At 35.4% G+C, this 21249-nt stretch carries 2 protein-coding genes and 1 pseudogene; all 3 read right to left on the bottom strand.

Annotated elements, in window-relative coordinates; genetic code table 11:
• Positions 1 to 60: 60 nt before the first annotated feature.
• Positions 61 to 19848: pseudogene (gene ebh / locus NST64_RS02385) on the bottom strand (hyperosmolarity resistance protein Ebh); the annotation flags it as partial.
• Positions 19849 to 20256: 408 nt separating this feature from the next.
• The gene (locus NST64_RS02380) at positions 20257 to 20658 is read right to left on the bottom strand and encodes a GNAT family N-acetyltransferase (RefSeq protein ID WP_002448456.1); all 402 of its coding nucleotides are present in this window, start codon (positions 20656 to 20658) and stop codon (positions 20257 to 20259) included.
• Positions 20659 to 20746: 88 nt separating this feature from the next.
• The gene (locus NST64_RS02375) at positions 20747 to 21163 is read right to left on the bottom strand and encodes a DUF2871 domain-containing protein (RefSeq protein ID WP_002454922.1); all 417 of its coding nucleotides are present in this window, start codon (positions 21161 to 21163) and stop codon (positions 20747 to 20749) included.
• Between the last annotated feature and the right edge of the window lie 86 nt (positions 21164 to 21249).

Genomic DNA, 21249 nt, shown 5'->3' with positions numbered 1-21249 from the left:
TGCTTTAATTTCTTTAATTTTATTATCTATTAACGCATTAGTAATTTCTTTTGCAACAATTTTCGCTATATTATCTTTGCCCTCTTTAAGTTTACGGTTAATTTCATTGATGTCATTGGCGTTATCAATGTTTTCAAGCACTTTTTGTAAAGTTTTATCTATTTCAGCTACCACTTTTTGTTTCTGAGCATCAGTTAAGTTAGAATTATTTAGAATTTCTTGATGTTTTTTATTAGCAAAATCAATAATTTCTTGTTTAGCCAAAGTTTTAGCATCAATTAATGCTTTTAATTTATCGATTTCTTTTTGAGTATTATCTTTAATCTTATTAAGGTCTGTTAATGTAGTTGCATTATTAATCTGACCTTTTGCATTTTCAAGAAGACGCTCTAATTTAGATTTAAGTTTTTCTTTATCTTCTTTAGAAAGGTTAGGATTGTTGTCAATTTCATCTTTCAATCGGTTAACTTCATTTTCTAACTCTTCTAAAGCTTTTTGTTTAGCTAATTCAACTTGATGTTTTCCATCTAAATCATATTTTGCTTTTTTAATATCTTGAATTAATTTATTAATTTCTTCAAGTGATGCATTTGTGCCAATACCTTTATTTATTAAGTCTTCAGCTTTTTTAATAAGTTCATCATAAGCGGATTTTTTATCTGGTGAAGCTTCTGAATAATTAACAGAATGCTTGATATCTAAATTATCAGCCATTTCATCAATTAAATGTTTCATAGCTTTATCCACTTCTTTAGCTTTATTAATAATTATATCTAAATTATCACGTGAATTTTCATTATCTATCTTATTGTTAAACGCATCTTTTTGCGCATTGTTCAAATGTTTTAAGCTTTCCAATATGTGTTTAACATTATTTCTAGCATTTTGTAATTTTTCTACACCATTTAAATTATTTTTAGCATCAATTATCTTATCTTTAAGTTGATTTATCACGCTAGGATCAATAATAGGATTTTTTGCATCATTAATTAGTTTTTCAGCTTCTTTTAGAGCATCATCATAGGTATCTTTTTTATCTTTATCTCCATCAGTATAATTAATACTTGCTTTGACTTTATCTTTTTCAGCGATGTTTTCTTTTAATTGTTTCATCGCATCATTTAATAAATCAGTATTATGTTTAATATTTTCTAATTCATCAGAAGTTGTAGAAGCTTTTGTCTTTTCTATTAATTTATCCTTTTGAGCATCTGTTAAATCAGTTTGTTGTTTAATTTTTTTAATAATAGCATCATAATCTAATATTAAGTCATGTTTAGCTTGTTCAAGTTCATCTTTAGCACGTTTCACATTTTCGATAGTTTTATTAATTTCATCAACTGTTGAAGTTGGGTTATCAATAACTTTTTGTGCATTAGCTAATGTATCTTTTGCTTGGCTTAATTTATTTCTATAATTTTCAACAGAATCACTAGTCATATTTTTAGTTTCAGGCACCTGATTAATGCTTGTTTCTAAATTGTTTTTAGCATTATTCAATAAAGTTTTGTCTGGAACTAAATCATGTTTAGCTTGTTTTAATGCAACTGTAGCTTCATTTACTTTAGCTATTGCTTGCGCAATTTCCCCAGATGTTGCATCGTCATTTTCAATCACTTTTTGTGCATCTCTGCTTACTTGTTCTGCCTGTACTTTCTTAGCTTTATAATTATTCGCAGTTACTTCTGTCATTCCTGGTGTTGGATCTTGTTCTGCCGTTGCTTCATCAAGTTGACGTTTTGCTTCAATTAATTCACTATTATTTTCTTTGTCGTGAAGTAAACTAATAGCATTGTCTAACTTAGGTTGTACCGCATCTATTTTTGCGATAGCTGCTGTCACTTGGGCTGGTGTCGCATTATCATCGTTGATGATTCTATCTGCTTCTGTTTTTGCTGCTTCAAGTTCATCATGAATTTTAGCCATTTCATTATTATATGCAATCACACTCGTTGGTTTTTTACCTTCGGTAACACCTACATGATTTAATCCTGGGCGTTTTTGTTCTAACACTGACTTATCTGCTTTTAATGCATTTTTTGCTTCAGTTAATTGAGTTAATGCTTCTTCTACTTTTACTTTTTCATCCCTGATTTCTTCAGCTGTCGCATCACCGTTGTTAATCACACCTTGGGCTTCTGCACTAATTCGCTCTGCTTCTGCTTTTTTCGCTCTATAATTATCTGCTGTTGCTGGCGTCATTCCTAGTGTTGGATCTTCTTCACCAATCGCTGCATCTAATTTTGTTTTTGCTTTCACTAATTCACTATTATTTTCTTTGTCGTGAAGTAAACTAATGGCATTGTCTAACTTAGGTTGTACTGCATCTATTTTTGCGATAGCCGCTGTCACTTGGGCTGGTGTCGCATTGTCATCATGAATCACTCTATCTGCTTCTGTTTTTGCTGCTTCAAGTTCATCATGGATTTTAGCCATTTCATTAGTGTATGCAGTCACGCTCGCTGGTTTCTTACCTTCGGTAACACCTACACGATTTAATCCTGGACGTTTTTGTTCTAGCGCTGACTTATCTGCTTTTAATGCATTTTTTGCTTCAGTTAATTGAGTTAATGCTTCTTCTACTTTTGCTTTCTCATTTCTGATTTCTTCAACTGTCGCATCACCATTATCTATTACTTTTTGAGCTTCTGCACTTACTTGTTCTGCTGCTGCTTTCTTCGCTCTATAGTTATCTGCTGTTGCTGGCGTCATTCCTGGCGTTGGATCTTCCTCGCTAGTCGCTGCATCTAATTTCGCTTTTGCTTTCACTAATTCACTGTTATTTTCTTTGTCATGAAGTAAACTAATGGCATTATCTAACTTAGGTTGTACCGCGTCAATTTTTGCGATAGCCGCTGTTACTTGTGCTGGTGTCGCATTGTCATCATGAATCACTCTATCTGCTTCTGTTTTTGCTGCTTCCAGTTCATCATGAATTTTAGCCATTTCATTATTGTATGCAGTCACACTTGCTGGTTTCTTACCTTCGATAACTCCTACATGATTTAATCCTGGGCGTTTTTGTTCTAGCGCTGACTTATCTGCTTTTAATGCATTTTTTGCTTCAGTTAATTGAGTTAATGCTTCTTCTACTTTTGCTTTCTCATTTCTAATTTCTTCAACTGTCGCATCACCATTATCTATTACTTTTTGAGCTTCTGAACTAATTCGTTCTGCTTCTGCTTTTTTCGCTCTATAGTTATCTGCTGTTGCTTGCGTCATTCCTGGTGTTGGATCTTGTTCTGCCGTTGCTTCATCAAGTTGACGTTTCGCTTCCACTAATCCACTGTTGTTTTCTTTGTCGTGAAGTAAACTAATGGCATTGTCTAACTTAGGTTGTACTGCATCTATTTTTGCGATAGCCGCTGTCACTTGGGCTGGTGTCGCATGTTCATCGTTGATGATTCTATCTGCTTCTGTTTTCGCTGCTTCAAGCTCATCATGGATTTTAGCCATTTCATTATTGTATGCAGTCACACTCGCTGGTTGTTTACCTTCGGTAACGCCTACATGATTTAATCCTGGGCGTTTTTGTTCTAACACTGACTTATCTGCTTTTAATGCATTTTTTGCTTCAGTTAATTGAGTTAATGCTTTTTCTACTTTCGCTTTCTCATCTCTGATTTCTTCAGCTGTCGCATCACCGTTGTTAATCACACCTTGGGCTTCTGAACTAATTCGCTCTGCTGCTGCTTTCTTCGCTCTATAGTTATCCGCTGTTGCTTGCGTCATTCCTGGCGTTGGATCTTCCTCGCTAGTCGCTGCATCTAATTTCGCTTTTGCTTTCACTAATTCACTGTTATTTTCTTTGTCATGAAGTAAACTAATGGCATTATCTAACTTAGGTTGTACCGCGTCAATTTTTGCGATAGCCGCTGTTACTTGTGCTGGTGTCGCATTGTCATCATGAATCACTCTATCTGCTTCTGTTTTTGCTGCTTCAAGTTCATCATGGATTTTAGCCATTTCATTATTGTATGCAGTCACACTCGCTGGTTGTTTACCTTCGGTAACACCTACATGATTTAATCCTGGGCGTTTTTGTTCTAACACTGACTTATCTGCTTTTAATGCATTTTTTGCTTCAGTTAATTGAGTTAATGCTTCTTCTACTTTTGCTTTCTCATTTCTAATTTCTTCAACTGTCGCATCACCATTATCTATTACTTTTTGAGCTTCTGCACTTACTTGTTCTGCTGCTGCTTTCTTCGCTTTATAGTTATCAGCTGTCGCTAGCGTCATTCCTGAGGTCGGATCTTGTTCTGCTATTGCTTCATCAAGTTGACGTTTCGCTTCAACTAATTCACTATTGTTTTCTTTGTCGTGAAGTAAACTAATCGCTTCAGTAAGTTTTGGTAAGACTGCTTTTATTTTGTCTAATGCTTCTCTCACTTCTGCTGGTGTTGCTTTTTCTTTATTTAACACTTCTTGTGCTTTCGCTTTAGCTTCTTCAATTTCACTTTGTATTCTTCCTAGAGCTTCATTATAAGCAGTGATACTTGCTGGTTTCTTACCTTCGGTAGTTCCACGTTGATCTAATTCTGGAAGTTTATGTTGTAATTCCGTTTTATCTGCTCTTAAATCATCTTTCGCTTGATTTAATGCTGTTAATGCTTCTTCTACTTTTCCTTTCTCATCTCTAATTTCTTCAGCTGTCGCATCACCGTTATTAATCACACCTTGAGCTTCTGAACTAATTCGTTCTGCTTCTGCTTTCTTCGCTTTATAGTTATCAGCTGTCGCTGGCGTCATTCCTGGTGTTGGATCTTCCTCGTTAGTCGCTGCATCTAATTTTGCTTTTGCTTTCACTAATTCACTGTTGTTTTCTTTGTCGTGAAGTAAACTAATGGCATTATCTAACTTTGGTTGTACCTCATCGATTTTTGCGATAGCCGCTGTCACTTGGGCTGGTGTCGCATGTTCATCGTTGATGACTCTATCTGCTTCTGTTTTCGCTGCTTCAAGTTCATCATGAATTTTAGCCATTTCCTTATTATATACAGTCACGCTCGCTGGTGTTTTACCTTCGGTAACGCCTACATGATTTAATCCTGGGCGTTTTTGTTCTAACACTGATTTATCTGCTTTTAATGCATTTTTTGCTTCAGTTAATTGAGTTAATGCTTCTTCTACTTTTGCTTTCTCATCACTGATTTCTTCAGCTGTCGCATCACCGTTATTAATCACACCTTGAGCTTCTGAACTAATGCGTTCTGCTTCTGCTTTCTTCGCTCTATAGTTATCAGCTGTCGCTGGCGTCATTCCTGGTGTCGGATCTTCTTCACTAGTTGCGGTATCTAATCTTCGTTTTGCTTCAACTAATTCACTATTATTTTCTTTATCGTGAAGTAAACTAATGGCATTGTCTAACTTTGGTTGTACCGCATCTATTTTTGCGATAGCTGCTGTCACTTGGGCTGGTGTCGCATTGTCATCATAAATCACTCTATCTGCTTCTGTTTTTGCTGCTTCAAGTTCATCATGGATTTTAGCCATTTCATTATTGTATGCAGTCACGCTCGCTGGTGTTTTACCTTCGGTAACGCCTACATGATTTAATCCTGGGCGTTTTTGTTCTAACACTGATTTATCTGCTTTTAATGCATTTTTTGCTTCAGTTAATTGAGTTAATGCCTCTTCTACTTTTGCTTTCTCATCTCTGATTTCTTCAGCTGTCGCATCACCGTTATTAATCACACCTTGAGCTTCTGAACTAATGCGTTCTGCTTCTGCTTTCTTCGCTCTATAGTTATCAGCTGTTGCTGGCGTCATTCCTAGTGTTGGATCTTCCTCGTTAGTCGCTGCATCTAATTTTGTTTTTGCTTTCACTAATTCACTATTGTTTTCTTTGTCGTGAAGTAAACTAATGGCATTGTTTAACTTAGGTTGTACCGCGTCAATTTTTGCGATAGCCGCTGTCACTTGGGCTGGTGTCGCATTGTCATCATAAATCACTCTATCTGCTTCTGTTTTTGCTGCTTCAAGTTCATCATGGATTTTAGCCATTTCATTATTGTATGCAGTCACGCTCGCTGGTGTTTTACCTTCGGTAACGCCTACATGATTTAATCCTGGGCGTTTTTGTTCTAGCACTGACTTATCTGCTTTTAATGCATTTTTTGCTTCAGTTAATTGAGTTAATGCTTCTTCTACTTTCGCTTTCTCATCTCTGATTTCTTCAGCTGTCGCATCACCGTTGTTAATCACACCTTGGGCTTCTGAACTAATTCGCTCTGCTTCTGCTTTTTTCGCTCTATAATTATCTGCTGTTGCTGGCGTCATTCCTAGTGTTGGATCTTCCTCGCTAGTCGCTGCATCTAATTTCGCTTTTGCTTTCACTAATTCACTGTTGTTTTCTTTGTCGTGAAGTAAACTAATGGCATTATCTAACTTAGGTTGTACTGCATCTATTTTTGCGATAGCCGCTGTTACTTGTGCTGGTGTCGCATTGTCATCATGAATCACTCTATCTGCTTCTGTTTTCGCTGCTTCAAGTTCATCATGGATTTTAGCCATTTCATTATTGTATGCAGTCACACTCGCTGGTTGTTTACCTTCGGTAACACCTACATGATTTAATCCTGGGCGTTTTTGTTCTAGCACTGACTTATCTGCTTTTAATGCATTTTTTGCTTCAGTTAATTGAGTTAATGCTTTTTCTACTTTCGCTTTCTCATCTCTGATTTCTTCAGCTGTCGCATCACCGTTGTTAATCACACCTTGGGCTTCTGAACTAATTCGCTCTGCTTCTGCTTTTTTCGCTCTATAGTTATCTACTGTTGCTGGCGTCATTCCTGGCGTTGGATCTTCTTCACCAATCGCTGCATCTAATTTTGTTTTTGCTTTCACTAACTCATTATTATTTTCTTTGTCGTGAAGTAAACTAATGGCATTGTCTAACTTAGGTTGTACTGCATCTATTTTTGCGATAGCCGCTGTTACTTGTGCTGGTGTCGCTTTGTCATCATGAATCACTCTATCTGCTTCTGTTTTTGCTGCTTCAAGTTCATCATGGATTTTAGCCATTTCATTATTGTATGCAGTCACACTCGCTGGTTGTTTACCTTCGGTAACACCTACATGATTTAATCCTGGGCGTTTTTGTTCTAACACTGACTTATCTGCTTTTAATGCATTTTTTGCTTCAGTTAATTGAGTTAATGCTTTTTCTACTTTCGCTTTCTCATCACTGATTTCTTCAGCTGTCGCATCACCGTTATTAATCACACCTTGAGCTTCTGAACTAATGCGTTCTGCTTCTGCTTTCTTCGCTCTATAGTTATCAGCTGTCGCTGGCGTCATTCCTGGCGTTGGATCTTGTTCAGCCGTTGCTGCATCAAGTTGACGTTTCGCTTCAACTAATTCACTATTATTTTCTTTGTCGTGAAGTAAACTAATGGCATTGTCTAACTTAGGTTGTACTGCATCTATTTTTGCGATAGCCGCTGTTACTTGTGCTGGTGTCGCTTTGTCATCATGAATCACTCTATCTGCTTCTGTTTTTGCTGCTTCAAGTTCATCATGGATTTTAGCCATTTCATTATTGTATGCAGTCACACTCGCTGGTTGTTTACCTTCGGTAACACCTACATGATTTAATCCTGGGCGTTTTTGTTCTAACACTGACTTATCTGCTTTTAATGCATTTTTTGCTTCAGTTAATTGAGTTAATGCTTCTTCTACTTTCGCTTTCTCATCTCTGATTTCTTCAGCTGTCGCATCACCGTTGTTAATCACACCTTGGGCTTCTGAACTAATTCGCTCTGCTTCTGCTTTTTTCGCTCTATAATTATCTGCTGTTGCTGGCGTCATTCCTAGTGTTGGATCTTCCTCGCTAGTCGCTGCATCTAATTTCGCTTTTGCTTTCACTAATTCACTGTTGTTTTCTTTGTCGTGAAGTAAACTAATGGCATTATCTAACTTAGGTTGTACTGCATCTATTTTTGCGATAGCCGCTGTTACTTGTGCTGGTGTCGCATTGTCATCATGAATCACTCTATCTGCTTCTGTTTTCGCTGCTTCAAGTTCATCATGGATTTTAGCCATTTCATTATTGTATGCAGTCACACTCGCTGGTTGTTTACCTTCGGTAACACCTACATGATTTAATCCTGGGCGTTTTTGTTCTAGCACTGATTTATCTGCTCTTAAATCATCTTTCGCTTGATTTAATGCTGTTAATGCTTCTTCTACTTTTGATTTCTCATCTCTAATTTCTTCAACTGTCGCATCACCATTATCTATTACTTTTTGAGCTTCTGCACTTACTTGTTCTGCTGCTGCTTTCTTCGCTCTATAGTTATCTACTGTTGCTGGCGTCATTCCTGGCGTTGGATCTTGTTCTGCCGTTGCTTCATCAAGTTGACGTTTCGCTTCCACTAATCCACTGTTATTTTCTTTGTCGTGAAGTAAACTAATGGCATTGTCTAACTTAGGTTGTACTACATCTATTTTTGCGATAGCCGCTGTTACTTGTGCTGGTGTCGCATTGTCATCATGAATCACTCTATCTGCTTCTGTTTTCGCTACTTCAAGTTCATCATGAATTTTAGCCATTTCATTATTGTATGCAGTCACGCTCGCTGGTTTTTTACCTTCGGTAACTCCCACATGATTTAATCCTGGGCGTTTTTGTTCTAGCACTGATTTATCTGCTTTTAATGCATTTTTCGCTTCAGTTAAATGAGTTAATGCTTCTTCTACTTTTGATTTCTCATCTCTGATTTCTTCAGCTGTCGCATCTCCATTGTCAATCACGCTTTGGGCTTCTGAACTAATTCGCTCTGCTTCTGCTTTCTTCGCTCTATAGTTATCAGCTGTTGCTGGCGTCATTCCTAGTGTTGGATCTTCCTCGTTAGTCGCTGCATCTAATTTTGTTTTTGCTTTCACTAATTCACTATTGTTTTCTTTGTCGTGAAGTAAACTAATCGCTTCAGTAAGTTTTGGTAAGACTGCTTTCACTTTGTCTAATGCTTCTCTCACTTCTGCTGGTGTTGCTTTTTCTTTATTTAACACTTCTTGTGCTTTCGTCTTAGCTTCTTCAATTTCACTTTGTATTCTTCCTAGAGCTTCATTATAAGCAGTGATGCTTGCTGGTTTTTTACCTTCGGTAATGCCACGTTGATCTAATTCTGGAAGTTTATGTTGTAATTCTGTTTTATCTGCTCTTAAATCATCTTTCGCTTGATTTAATGCTGTTAATGCTTCTTCTACTTTTGATTTCTCATCTCTAATTTCTTCAACTGTCGCATCACCATTATCTATTACTTTTTGAGCTTCTGCACTTACTTGTTCTGCTGCTGCTTTCTTCGCTCTATAGTTATCTACTGTTGCTGGCGTCATTCCTGGCGTTGGATCTTGTTCTGCCGTTGCTTCATCAAGTTGACGTTTCGCTTCCACTAATCCACTGTTATTTTCTTTGTCGTGAAGTAAACTAATGGCATTGTCTAACTTAGGTTGTACTACATCTATTTTTGCGATAGCCGCTGTCACTTGTGCTGGTGTCGCATTGTCATCATGAATCACTCTATCTGCTTCTGTTTTTGCTGCTTCCAGTTCATCATGAATTTTAGTCATTTCATTATTGTATGCAGTCACGCTCGCTGGTTTTTTACCTTCGGTAACTCCCACATGATTTAATCCTGGGCGTTTTTGTTCTAGCACTGATTTATCTGCTTTTAATGCATTTTTCGCTTCAGTTAAATGAGTTAATGCTTCTTCTACTTTTGCTTTCTCATCTCTGATTTCTTCAGCTGTCGCATCTCCATTGTCAATCACGCTTTGGGCTTCTGAACTAATTCGCTCTGCTTCTGCTTTCTTCGCTCTATAGTTATCAGCTGTTGCTGGCGTCATTCCTAGTGTTGGATCTTCCTCGTTAGTCGCTGCATCTAATTTTGTTTTTGCTTTCACTAATTCACTATTGTTTTCTTTGTCGTGAAGTAAACTAATCGCTTCAGTAAGTTTTGGTAAGACTGCTTTCACTTTGTCTAATGCTTCTCTCACTTCTGCTGGTGTTGCTTTTTCTTTATTTAACACTTCTTGTGCTTTCGTCTTAGCTTCTTCAATTTCACTTTGTATTCTTCCTAGAGCTTCATTATAAGCAGTGATGCTTGCTGGTTTTTTACCTTCGGTAATGCCACGTTGATCTAATTCTGGAAGTTTATGTTGTAATTCTGTTTTATCTGCTCTTAAATCATCTTTCGCTTGATTTAATGCTGTTAATGCTTCTTCTACTTTTGATTTCTCATCTCTAATTTCTTCAACTGTCGCATCACCATTATCTATTACTTTTTGAGCTTCTGCACTTACTTGTTCTGCTGCTGCTTTCTTCGCTCTATAGTTATCTACTGTTGCTGGCGTCATTCCTGGCGTTGGATCTTGTTCTGCCGTTGCTTCATCAAGTTGACGTTTCGCTTCCACTAATCCACTGTTATTTTCTTTGTCGTGAAGTAAACTAATGGCATTGTCTAACTTAGGTTGTACTACATCTATTTTTGCGATAGCCGCTGTCACTTGTGCTGGTGTCGCATTGTCATCATGAATCACTCTATCTGCTTCTGTTTTTGCTGCTTCCAGTTCATCATGAATTTTAGTCATTTCATTATTGTATGCAGTCACGCTCGCTGGTTTCTTACCTTCGGTAACTCCCACATGATTTAATCCTGGACGTTTTTGTTCTAGCACTGACTTATCTGCTTTTAATGCATTTTTTGCTTCAGTTAATTGAGTTAATGCTTCTTCTACTTTTGCTTTCTCATCTCTGATTTCTTCAGCTGTCGCATCACCGTTGTCAATCACGCTTTGGGCTTCTGAACTAATTCGTTCTGATTCTGCTTTTTTCGCTCTATAATTATCTGCTGTTGCTGGCGTCATTCCTAGTGTTGGATCTTGTTCACCAATCGCTGCATCTAATTTTGTTTTTGCTTTCACTAATTCGCTGTTATTTTCTTTGTCGTGAAGTAAGCTAATGGCATTATCTAACTTAGGTTGTACCGCGTCAATTTTTGCGATAGCCGCTGTTACTTGTGCTGGTGTCGCATTGTCATCATGAATCACTCTATCTGCTTCTGTTTTTGCTGCTTCAAGTTCATCATGAATTTTAGTCATTTCATTATTGTATGCAGTCACGCTCGCTGGTTGTTTACCTTCGGTAACACCCACATGATTTAATCCTGGACGTTTTTGTTCTAACACTGACTTATCTGCTTTTAATGCATTTTTTGCTTCAGTTAATTGAGTTAATGCTTCTTCTACTTTTGCTTTCTCATCTCTGATTTCTTCAGCTGTCGCATCACCGTTGTTAATCACACCTTGGGCTTCTGCACTAATTCGCTCTGCTGCTGCTTTTTTCGCTCTATAATTATCTGCTGTTGCTGGCGTCATTCCTGGTGTTGGATCTTCCTCGCTAGTCGCTGCATCTAATTTCGCTTTTGCTTTCACTAATTCACTGTTATTTTCTTTGTCGTGAAGTAAACTAATGGCATTGTTTAACTTAGGTTGTACCGCGTCAATTTTTGCGATAGCCGCTGTTACTTGTGCTGGTGTCGCATTGTCATCATGAATCACTCTATCTGCTTCTGTTTTTGCTGCTTCAAGTTCATCATGAATTTTAGTCATTTCATTATTGTATGCAGTCACGCTCGCTGGTTGTTTACCTTCGGTAACACCCACATGATTTAATCCTGGACGTTTTTGTTCTAACACTGACTTATCTGCTTTTAATGCATTTTTTGCTTCAGTTAATTGAGTTAATGCTTCTTCTACTTTTACTTTCTCATTTCTGATTTCTTCAACTGTCGCATCACCATTATCTATTACTTTTTGAGCTTCTGAACTAATTCGTTCTGCTTCTGCTTTTTTCGCTCTATAGTTATCTGCTGTTGCTGGCGTCATTCCTGGCGTTGGATCTTGTTCTGCTGTTGCTACATCAAGTTGACGTTTTGCTTCAACTAAAGCACTATTATCTGCTTTATTTTGTAGTAATGAAATTGCATGTTGAATTTTCAATGAGACATCATTAATATTATTTGTCGCATTTGCAACATCAGTATTTGTTGCTCTATCATTTGATAACACTTCATTAGCTTTTCTTCGAACTGCTTCAATTTCATCATGCAAATGCTGCATTTCATTATTATATGCATTCACACTTGATGGTGTTTTACCATTAGTGTCTCCTTGTGCGTTAAGTTTAGGTAAAGCATTTCTAATGCTCGATTTATCTGCATGGGTTCTAATTGGTACATTTACAATTTCTATACTTCCATCTCTATAAGTAATACGTGTTGGTACTGTTTGCGTTGTATCACTCTGTAAATTTGTAGGTAAACTTACTCCTTCGTTTACATTAGCATGATCTTTATTATCTACATTAATCGCATTATTAAGTTCCTCATTACTAACTCTTTCACCAGGTTCTTTGACTATCTCATGAATGATAACATCATGATGTTCTGGTCCCACAATTCCAACTGTATTATGACTGAAATTATCGTCACTTCCAGCAATAGATTCTGTATTAATCAGTACATGCGGTTTTAAAGAATTAGCTTTAAATGTCACTTTACCTGTTCTAGAATCAAGTGTTACATAATCTAGCTGATTATTCATCGACCATTGATTTTGATTATTTTTAGTTACAATTAATTCTCTAGATTGTTCTGTACTATTACCAATTTTTTCTACATAGCTAATTTTAACTTTATCTGTAGGATTTTTTGTTGTTGATGCATTAGCATTGTTTGGAATAACTTCGAACTCACCATTTTGTTTAAATGCAAATGTTGTGTTAGATGGTGTTGCTGGCTTAACTTTGTAAGTCGCACTTATAGCAGCTTCACTAGTCAATTCTCCATTCCCGGTCGTTGATTCGGTGTTAATCAACGTATCATTTGGAACTGACATTTTGTCATAAATAATTTCATTACCATCTGGAGAAACTGATAAACCAGGCGTGTTTATAGAATCACTCGCTTTTGTCCATTTGCCTGTGTTATTTTTGATAAATGTGCCAATAACTTGATTTCCTTTTTTAACAGTAATTCTATCTGGATTTACAATTATATTTCCAGCATTAACGCCTAAGTTTTTACCTACCCCTGGTGAAATGACTACATCACCAACATCATTTTGTGTAACAGTTGCTGGATTTGGAACTGCATTTGTCACTTTAAATATTGCTGGATCAGAAGTAAAGAATACATGGTTTTGGTTATCTAATACTTCAAATCTCGCTTCTTTTTTAAAAGCTTGATTTGGATGTGCTAAATTTGACCATTGTTCGCTATGAGAAGCTGTGGTGTTTTGAGTCCAAACAAAATGGAAACCATCTGTAGGTAAACCATTCGCATTTTCTAATACGACATAATTATTAATATTTCCATTTCCTTCAAAACTTGTTCCTACAATCGTACTATACTCTGATTTTTTAAATTTATATTTATATTCATATACTTTTACTGGCACATTATATACGTGATTAATACCGTTATACCTTACTTCAGCAGTTAAGCTTTGAACGCCAGCAATATTATTATTTGGAGCATTATTATTTTTCCAAGTCACTGTAGCCCCATTCATATAATTATTTTCAAATGTCACATAATTTGCTGCGTCATCGCCATAAGTTAACGCGTGACCGACCACATCACGTTGTGGTGCTTTAGCAGTGGCTGGTGCATAAATGGTTACTGGAATAGAAACTGTTCTCGTTTCTCCATTACTCAATGTGACAATGGCGCGTTTAGTTGTAGTACCAATTGTGTTTTTCCATTGATTAGCATTCTGTTCCCATTCTACTCGTATGATATCTGAATTAGAGTTAATGTAAGTTCTAGGATTATTTAAATCAATGTTGTCCCCTTTAACAAATTTTAATCCGCCGTCTACCGCTTCAAGTTGTTTTGTTACAGGTGAAGATGCACTTAAATCTGATTCTATTGATTCTGAACGTGTTGAGTTCACAACAGAACCACTATTATTTTGTTCAGTAATCGTTACATGATCAACCGTGATAATTGATTTAGCTTTAATATTACCAAGTGGTAATACTCCTGGAATTGTAATAGACACTGAACCATCACGATTTCTAGTCATAGTTGTATTACTCATTTCTCTACCATCTTCAGTATATAGTTTAACCTGTGCATTATTTGGAACATTATTTACTTTAATAGATTGTCCAGATAAATCAGCTTTATATTTTGTACTTAAAGTGTCGATTGAAGGCGTAGTTGGTTTCACTTTAAACAATACATTAACTGGGTCTACTTGACCGTTAGGATATATCACGTTAATTGTTTCTGTAAAAATACCTGGACTATTTGATAAAGGTTGTCCAGAACCAGGTGCCCAATCGAAGTTCGTACCCGATGGTAAATAATTTGCAATACCTTCTACAAACGATCCTACATTAGATGACAAACCTTCATTTGAAGATAAGAAATTACCATTTATTGTTGTTTGATATACTCTTTTTGGTTTCGCTTTAACTACTCTATAGTGTGCTTCTTTTTCAATGGGTGTTGTTTCACCATCAAATAAGATGTTTGCTCTTAAAATTTGTGGGACACCTACTGTTGTAGAGTTAATATCTGGTCCATTACCAATCCAAGTCACAGTAGCATCTGTCAAAGGTTGATCATTGTTTATAACGAAGAAGTCATTATTATTTGTTCCTTTACCACTTGGGAATGGCTGACCTTGTACTGTAAATAATTCTATTCCTCTGATATTAGGAATGACATGTTTTACTGGTACAGTAATGGATGTTCTTGAATTATCTGCATAAGTGATAGTCACTTCAACATTTGCATTATTACCTGAACGATGAACATTACTAATTTCCCTACTTCTTATTTCATTACTGCCATCTGTAACGTAATTTCTATTGGTAATTGATTTCGAAATATCTAAACTGTTAAAAATAGCTTGTCTATCTGTCTCAGATAAACTTGCATTGTTACTAATATTTGCTATACGTATTGGATGTGACTCATCAGCAGTTGTCATGACACTATATTTATCTTTTAATGGTTTGATTAATACATTAAATACAGCCGTTGTTTCGTTATCACTACCATCTGTTACTTTAACCTTTACTTGTTTAGACATTGGAGTAGATACATTAGGGGCAACACCACTTAATGTTGAATGGTTTAATACATTCATAGGTATTTGACTGTCATTAGGTACAGTAACATTTTTAATACCAAAGTTATCAGTTAATGTAAGTGTATTTCTGAAAGTTTCTACTGAAAATACAACATGATCATTATAATCATCTAATACAATATTTGGCGTTACTTTATCAGTTGGTACAAATACGATATTAATCACATTGTCTGTTGATGACATTGATTGTCCAAGGCGTTCAATATAGCTTTTTGCACCATAAGGCGTTAAATACAATTGTTGTTTATCTATCGCACCCATAATTCCATTATCAGTACCATTTTGTTTAAGTATTTTATCTAAATGAAAACCAGCAGCACCATTCATGGCTGGAATATCACCACTGATCACTGTCGAATTGCTACTTGTATGTCTGTAGTCACTGCGTGCAACGGCAGAGTTGCTATATCCAGTATTGCTGTCAACGATGTCTAATACTTGAATAGGTTGACCATCATATGTAAATGGATGTTCTTCATCCGAATATATACTATTCCCTTTAGAATATCCTACAGGTTTAAATCCACGAGCTGAGCCTGATTCTGTTAACATTTTTTCTTGACCTTCTATATGGTTTCTTAACCCTGCATGTTTAGGCGTTGCTCTTAAAAGTGATAATACGTCATTGCCTGTTATTCTTCTTCCAGTCGTTGCATCATATCGATAAATTATTGTTTTACCATCTGGAGACCACTCAAATCCACCATCTGTGCCTCTTCCATTAAGTTTTTGACTTGTCCAAGTCACAGTATAATCATTACGTAAATTTATCCATTTTAAGAAATCCATATGATCAAATGTTGAAATGAATTGTTTTGTTAATTCACCTTTAGTAATCGTTACTCTTACACGACTTGGATGATTACTTAAAGGTTCATCGTTTTCAATTCTGATATCACTATCATTTAAATTTAATTGCGGATTAGCATCTTTAAAGGCATTTCTAACTTGTGTAATTTCATCATTACTTAAATTTTTAGTTGTTGAACGATAAACACGTTGATTTTCTGCTAATGTATTGACATCAACTACGTTAACTTTAATTGTCAAACGTTCTGAACTATGGTTGTAAGCATTTAATGCATCTACGTTATAAGTATAAATACCAGCATTTAGACGACTTATTGCTTGAGGTGATGGTATTGAACTACCATTAATAGTTGTAAACGAATTATTAGGAATATCTTGTCCATTACTTAATGAGAAATATTTTCTTAAATCAGGTCCAATTGTATACTCTTGACCTTTAGCAATTGTGATAAATGCTTCTTTTGTATTTGAACTACCTGGTTCAGTATATATTGATTTACGTTGAGGTCTATATGTAATCACTTGAGCCGGATCAATTATACGAGTCGAACCATCTTTAAAAGTCAAGACTACTCTACCATCATTATTAACCATGTACGGATTAAATGTACTTAAAAATGATGTCAAACTACTATTTTTAGCTTTAAGCGAGTTAATGATATCATTTCTTTCACTTTGCGAAATACTATTAGGATTAACCACTGTTTTCAATTCTTGCTGACTAAACAACTGAACTGGTTTATCATCAGATAACTTTCCAATATGAAGATGATATGGGCTTACATTGGTAGTATTGCCTGCTCTATCATGAGCAACGGGTTGAACAAGTATGTCACTATTCCACGTTACATCATTCGAAATTGTTCCTGTAATCACTAAAGTACCTGCGTCTCCAGAAGCATCTCTATTGAATACCGCTTGTAAACCACTATTTCCAGTGATAGATGCATCTTCCACACCTGAACCATATGCATTATCAGAAACAGGAATTGAAATATTAACGTTATCTCCACGATAATATTTATCTTGAAGACCTCTTACGTTGCTAAATGTTGGCGGTGTAGTATCTAGTCCTACATTAATCGAATTACTAAAGTTGGATTGCACTGGATCTTCATAGTATGTAATTGCTCTAATAACCCCATTATTAGGTAAAGGATTAGTATAATCACTTTCTTCAAATGTCACCGTGCCATCTAAGTTTGCCATCTTTTCCGCGAGTACAGTATAGCCTAAAGGTGATGTGCCAGGACCTGCACCATCTGTACCACCTGAAACTAAACGTACTTTTGCTCTCTCATCTTGTGGTACATGTGTCACTGTAATAGTTGGTTTTTTACCACCTTTTTGTCCTAATTGTGTCGCAAGTGTTGAAATAACTGGCGGATTGGGTTTGGCAATGACTTCAAAGATTTTAGTTTCATTACCAATTCTCGCTGTCATCACATGGCGTCCTGGTGGCAATTGACCAACCAATACTTTATTTTTCTCAAGTTCTGTATTGGGTCTATCTACTGCATCTTCAATTCGTAGAGAGGGTGGATATCCAGAGATTTCCCATACATTTGCAGACTCGTTACTTTTAAATTGAATTCGAATATTTTGATGATAATCCTTATTATTACCATTAGTCACTGTATTAAGCATTTGACCTTCTTGTTGTAAAAAGACAGCATGATGTGCAGCTTGTGATTCAGGTGAATTCTCTTTATTATCGGGTGCATTATCTGAATAGAATCCAATAGATTGTTCTAACTTTGGTTTGACAAATAAATTTACTTTTTTGATTGTTTCACCATTATGGTATGCATCACTTACATTAAACCCAACAAAAATTTCAATTGGTCTTCCCGTTCTCGCAGCCTCTTTTAATTTTTCTTCAGAAAACATTTCATGAATTTCATAAGAGTTAAGTGGATTCACACCAAAATTACCTCTATAACGATCAGTAGGCACTCTAGGGAATAAACCCATTACATGATCACTAGGGTTACTTAGATAACTTGCAACATCTTCAGCATATTCGTGTGTAGCGAAATCGCTATCTAAGTAATGTTTTTTCATTATTCTACGCTCTGGCACATCATAAGCCGATTCAACATGGTCAATATGCAGTACGCGATCAATAACATCTACAATTTTAGTTTTACGATCATTATACTGTTCTAGTGGCTCTAAATATAATTGGTTATAGTTGTTGATTTCATTAAATTCAATCCCTCTACCACCTGCTGCATAATATAATCTATCTTGTGAGCTACCAGACGTTTTAAATTGAATAGTATAACTATCTGTTCCTCTAGCTTGAAATGCATAGATATGATCAATACCTTGATTATGATCTACTTGCGCAGTTAAATAACGATAAATATCGTCTCCAGCTACTTTAATTTTATTTGGAACACCTTCTCTTTCAAAGAATGTAAGTGGTTGATTTTCATTACCACGTGCAAAATCCCCTAAATTATAAATATGATTAACTGAATCGTTATAGAACTCACTTCTATTCAAAGGATTACCTTGTCTGAAATTATATGCACTTGATGTAATACCACCAGCAGAATCCCACATTCTTGATAATGATTGGTCTCTACCATCTCCAGCACCAGATGATGCTGTTTCTCGGCCATTGACATCTGTAACTGTAAAACGAACTGGTCCTGTCGGCGTTTGACCTTTTGGTAAACCAAACCAAAATACCATGCCATTACGTTTAATATGATACTTATTAAAATTAATCGTCCATAAATATCCATCATTTTGTCTAATTGATGAAATTTCTGCAATACCTCTAACACTAGATGGACTCATATTTCGATAATGTGAGCGTGTAGTGTAATATGGTGCACTTTTATTTGTCGCATGTAAAAACGTTCCTGACCAATAACCGGAACCATCATTTTCATTTTCTACATACCATTCTTTTTTAGCATTATTATACAAATCTGAATTCTTTTTTATTTTTGAGCCAGGTTTTGGTCTAGAGTTATGAACTACTGGTGGTGTATAAGTGTTAGCAGTATTGCTAGGGGGTCTCGTTCCACCTTGTCCACGTACAGGGCGTCTACTTGATCTTACAGCACGTGCTTCTCTATTTGCTCTTGTACTAATAGTTCTTACTTGTCGTTGTGGCAGTGATTCAATTAATGCATTAGCTTGCTCTAGTTCCTTATATAATTCATTAATTAATGTTTGATTTGAATTGTTATTTTCACTAAAGAAATGATTAACTTTATTGAACGTCGATTTAATTTGAGCAACTTTTTTATTATCAGATTGTTCTCTATCAATTTTTTGATATTCAGCGTAAGAACGGTCATAAGCTGCTTGAAGTTTATCACCATCAATTGTTGTTGAAGTTGAAGATACTAGAGTATCATCTGATGCTTCTCTATCTTCGTAACGAGTACGATTACGGTTGTCATGATTATGTCCTTCATTCACCTCGGTTACATTTATATCATCTAATTTATTTAGTTGAGATTTAGCTTCATTGTTTTCTTTTAAATCTGTTGTTGTATGAGATGTATCTTTGTTTTCGTTTTGAGATGAAAATGATGTTAAATCATTTGTTAATGTATCAGTAGTCTGAACTTTATTTAAAGTTTCATTGTTTCCTTTTTGACTCTCAGATACAGGTGAAGCTTTAGGTTCTGTGTTAGATTGAACTTGCTTGTTACTTGTCTCATTTGAAGTTTGTTCTTGGTCTCTAGCTTTTGCTTGAATCACTTGTCCATCTTTTTGTAGTTGTTCACTGGCGTGTGCTTGAGGTGAACCTAAGAAAATTAATGTCGCAATAACAGTTGAAAAAGCACCGACTGTATATTTGCGGATACTAAACTTCTGTAATTTTTCTCGATAATTCACAGTGATTATTCACTCCTATTCTTGATGTTTATTCTTAGCTGTATAGGTGTAAATGATGAAACATTTTTATTTAAAAACTATATTATAACTCAATGTTTCACAATCATTTACTATATTGTACTGAACAATAGGTGTATTTGTTCATTTATATATTATCATCATTCATTTTATATGTGTATATTATTTTATGAATATTTTATTAAATAATATATTTAACTTATATACTAGATGCACTTCAAATAATTGTTTCAGAATTTATTTAGCTTATTAAAAATTAAAAATTCACTTATATTTTTTAATCTAGAAGCCATCACCTAAAGATTTTTATTTAGAATATCTACGTAAAGCGTAATCTAGACATAAAATAACAAACTTAAAAGAAATTTAATTTAATCTCATCTCTTTTCTTTAATATTTTTTAAACATTCCACCAGATTTTGGTTCGGTAGATTGAAATCCAAACTTCTTATATAATTGATCAGCTGGATAATCTGCAATCAGACTGACATATGTCCCTTTTTCTGCATGATTTTCAATAAATGACATCACTTGTTTTAAGATTTCTTTCCCAAAACCTTGTCCTTGATAATATGGATGGACAGCAATATCTATAATCTGAAATGCAGTTCCTCCATCTCCAATCACTCTACCCATCCCAATCAATGTTGATTCTTCATAAATAGTAATATTAAAGCATGCATGGGGTAATCCTTTTTTTGCTGCTGTTTCTGATTTAGGACTCATACCTGCTTTTGCTCTTAATTCACAATAATCTTTAACATTTGGTGGATGATTTGAATAATGAATCATTAAAACGTCCTCCTCTTTTAGTCTCTTTATTCTTAATTATAAAAAAAGACACAATAGGTTTGAATCTATTGTGTCTCAAATTATTATTTTAATCTCTCGGTTCTTTTAAAATGGCTTGTCTTAGTAAAAAGAAAAGTAATAATAAGCCAGCAAGCATTCCTGTATGACCGATACCTGCAAATCCAGCAAATGCTTCTGGTGAAAAACTTTTTCCAGTGACTTGGTAAGTGCCTTTTGTTAGCATCATTCCTACAGTAATAATGACACCAACATTGTATACAATGAAGAACCAATTAAATAAATAAAAACTACTTAACTTAAATACTTTTTCAAGCGGAAGTAAAAGTAAAAACATAAACATACCTAATATTAATGTATGTGTGTGAACAAGCGCTAGTTGCGTATCGCCCGTAAAATCATGTGCTTTCGTTAACTCTCTGTAGTAAAATCCACTTACAAGTCCAATAATCATATAGACTAAAAAAGCATATAATAATCTGCGCATAAAAAATCCTCCCTTACTTCAATTATTATAATCGATTATCTTCGTCTTTAAAGTGACAAAATTTTGTAATCAAATCATGTTATGAA

The sequence above is a fragment of the Staphylococcus sp. FSL W8-1268 genome (assembly GCF_038003965.1).
GTDB lineage: Bacteria > Bacillota > Bacilli > Staphylococcales > Staphylococcaceae > Staphylococcus > Staphylococcus hominis.
This window is presented reverse-complemented; position numbering and strand designations above follow the sequence as displayed.

Coding starts and splice junctions, on each gene's coding strand:
- NST64_RS02375 (WP_002454922.1), bottom strand. CDS start 21,163: ATGCGCAGATTATTATATGCTTTTTTAGTCTATATGATTATTGGACTT.
- NST64_RS02380 (WP_002448456.1), bottom strand. CDS start 20,658: ATGATTCATTATTCAAATCATCCACCAAATGTTAAAGATTATTGTGAA.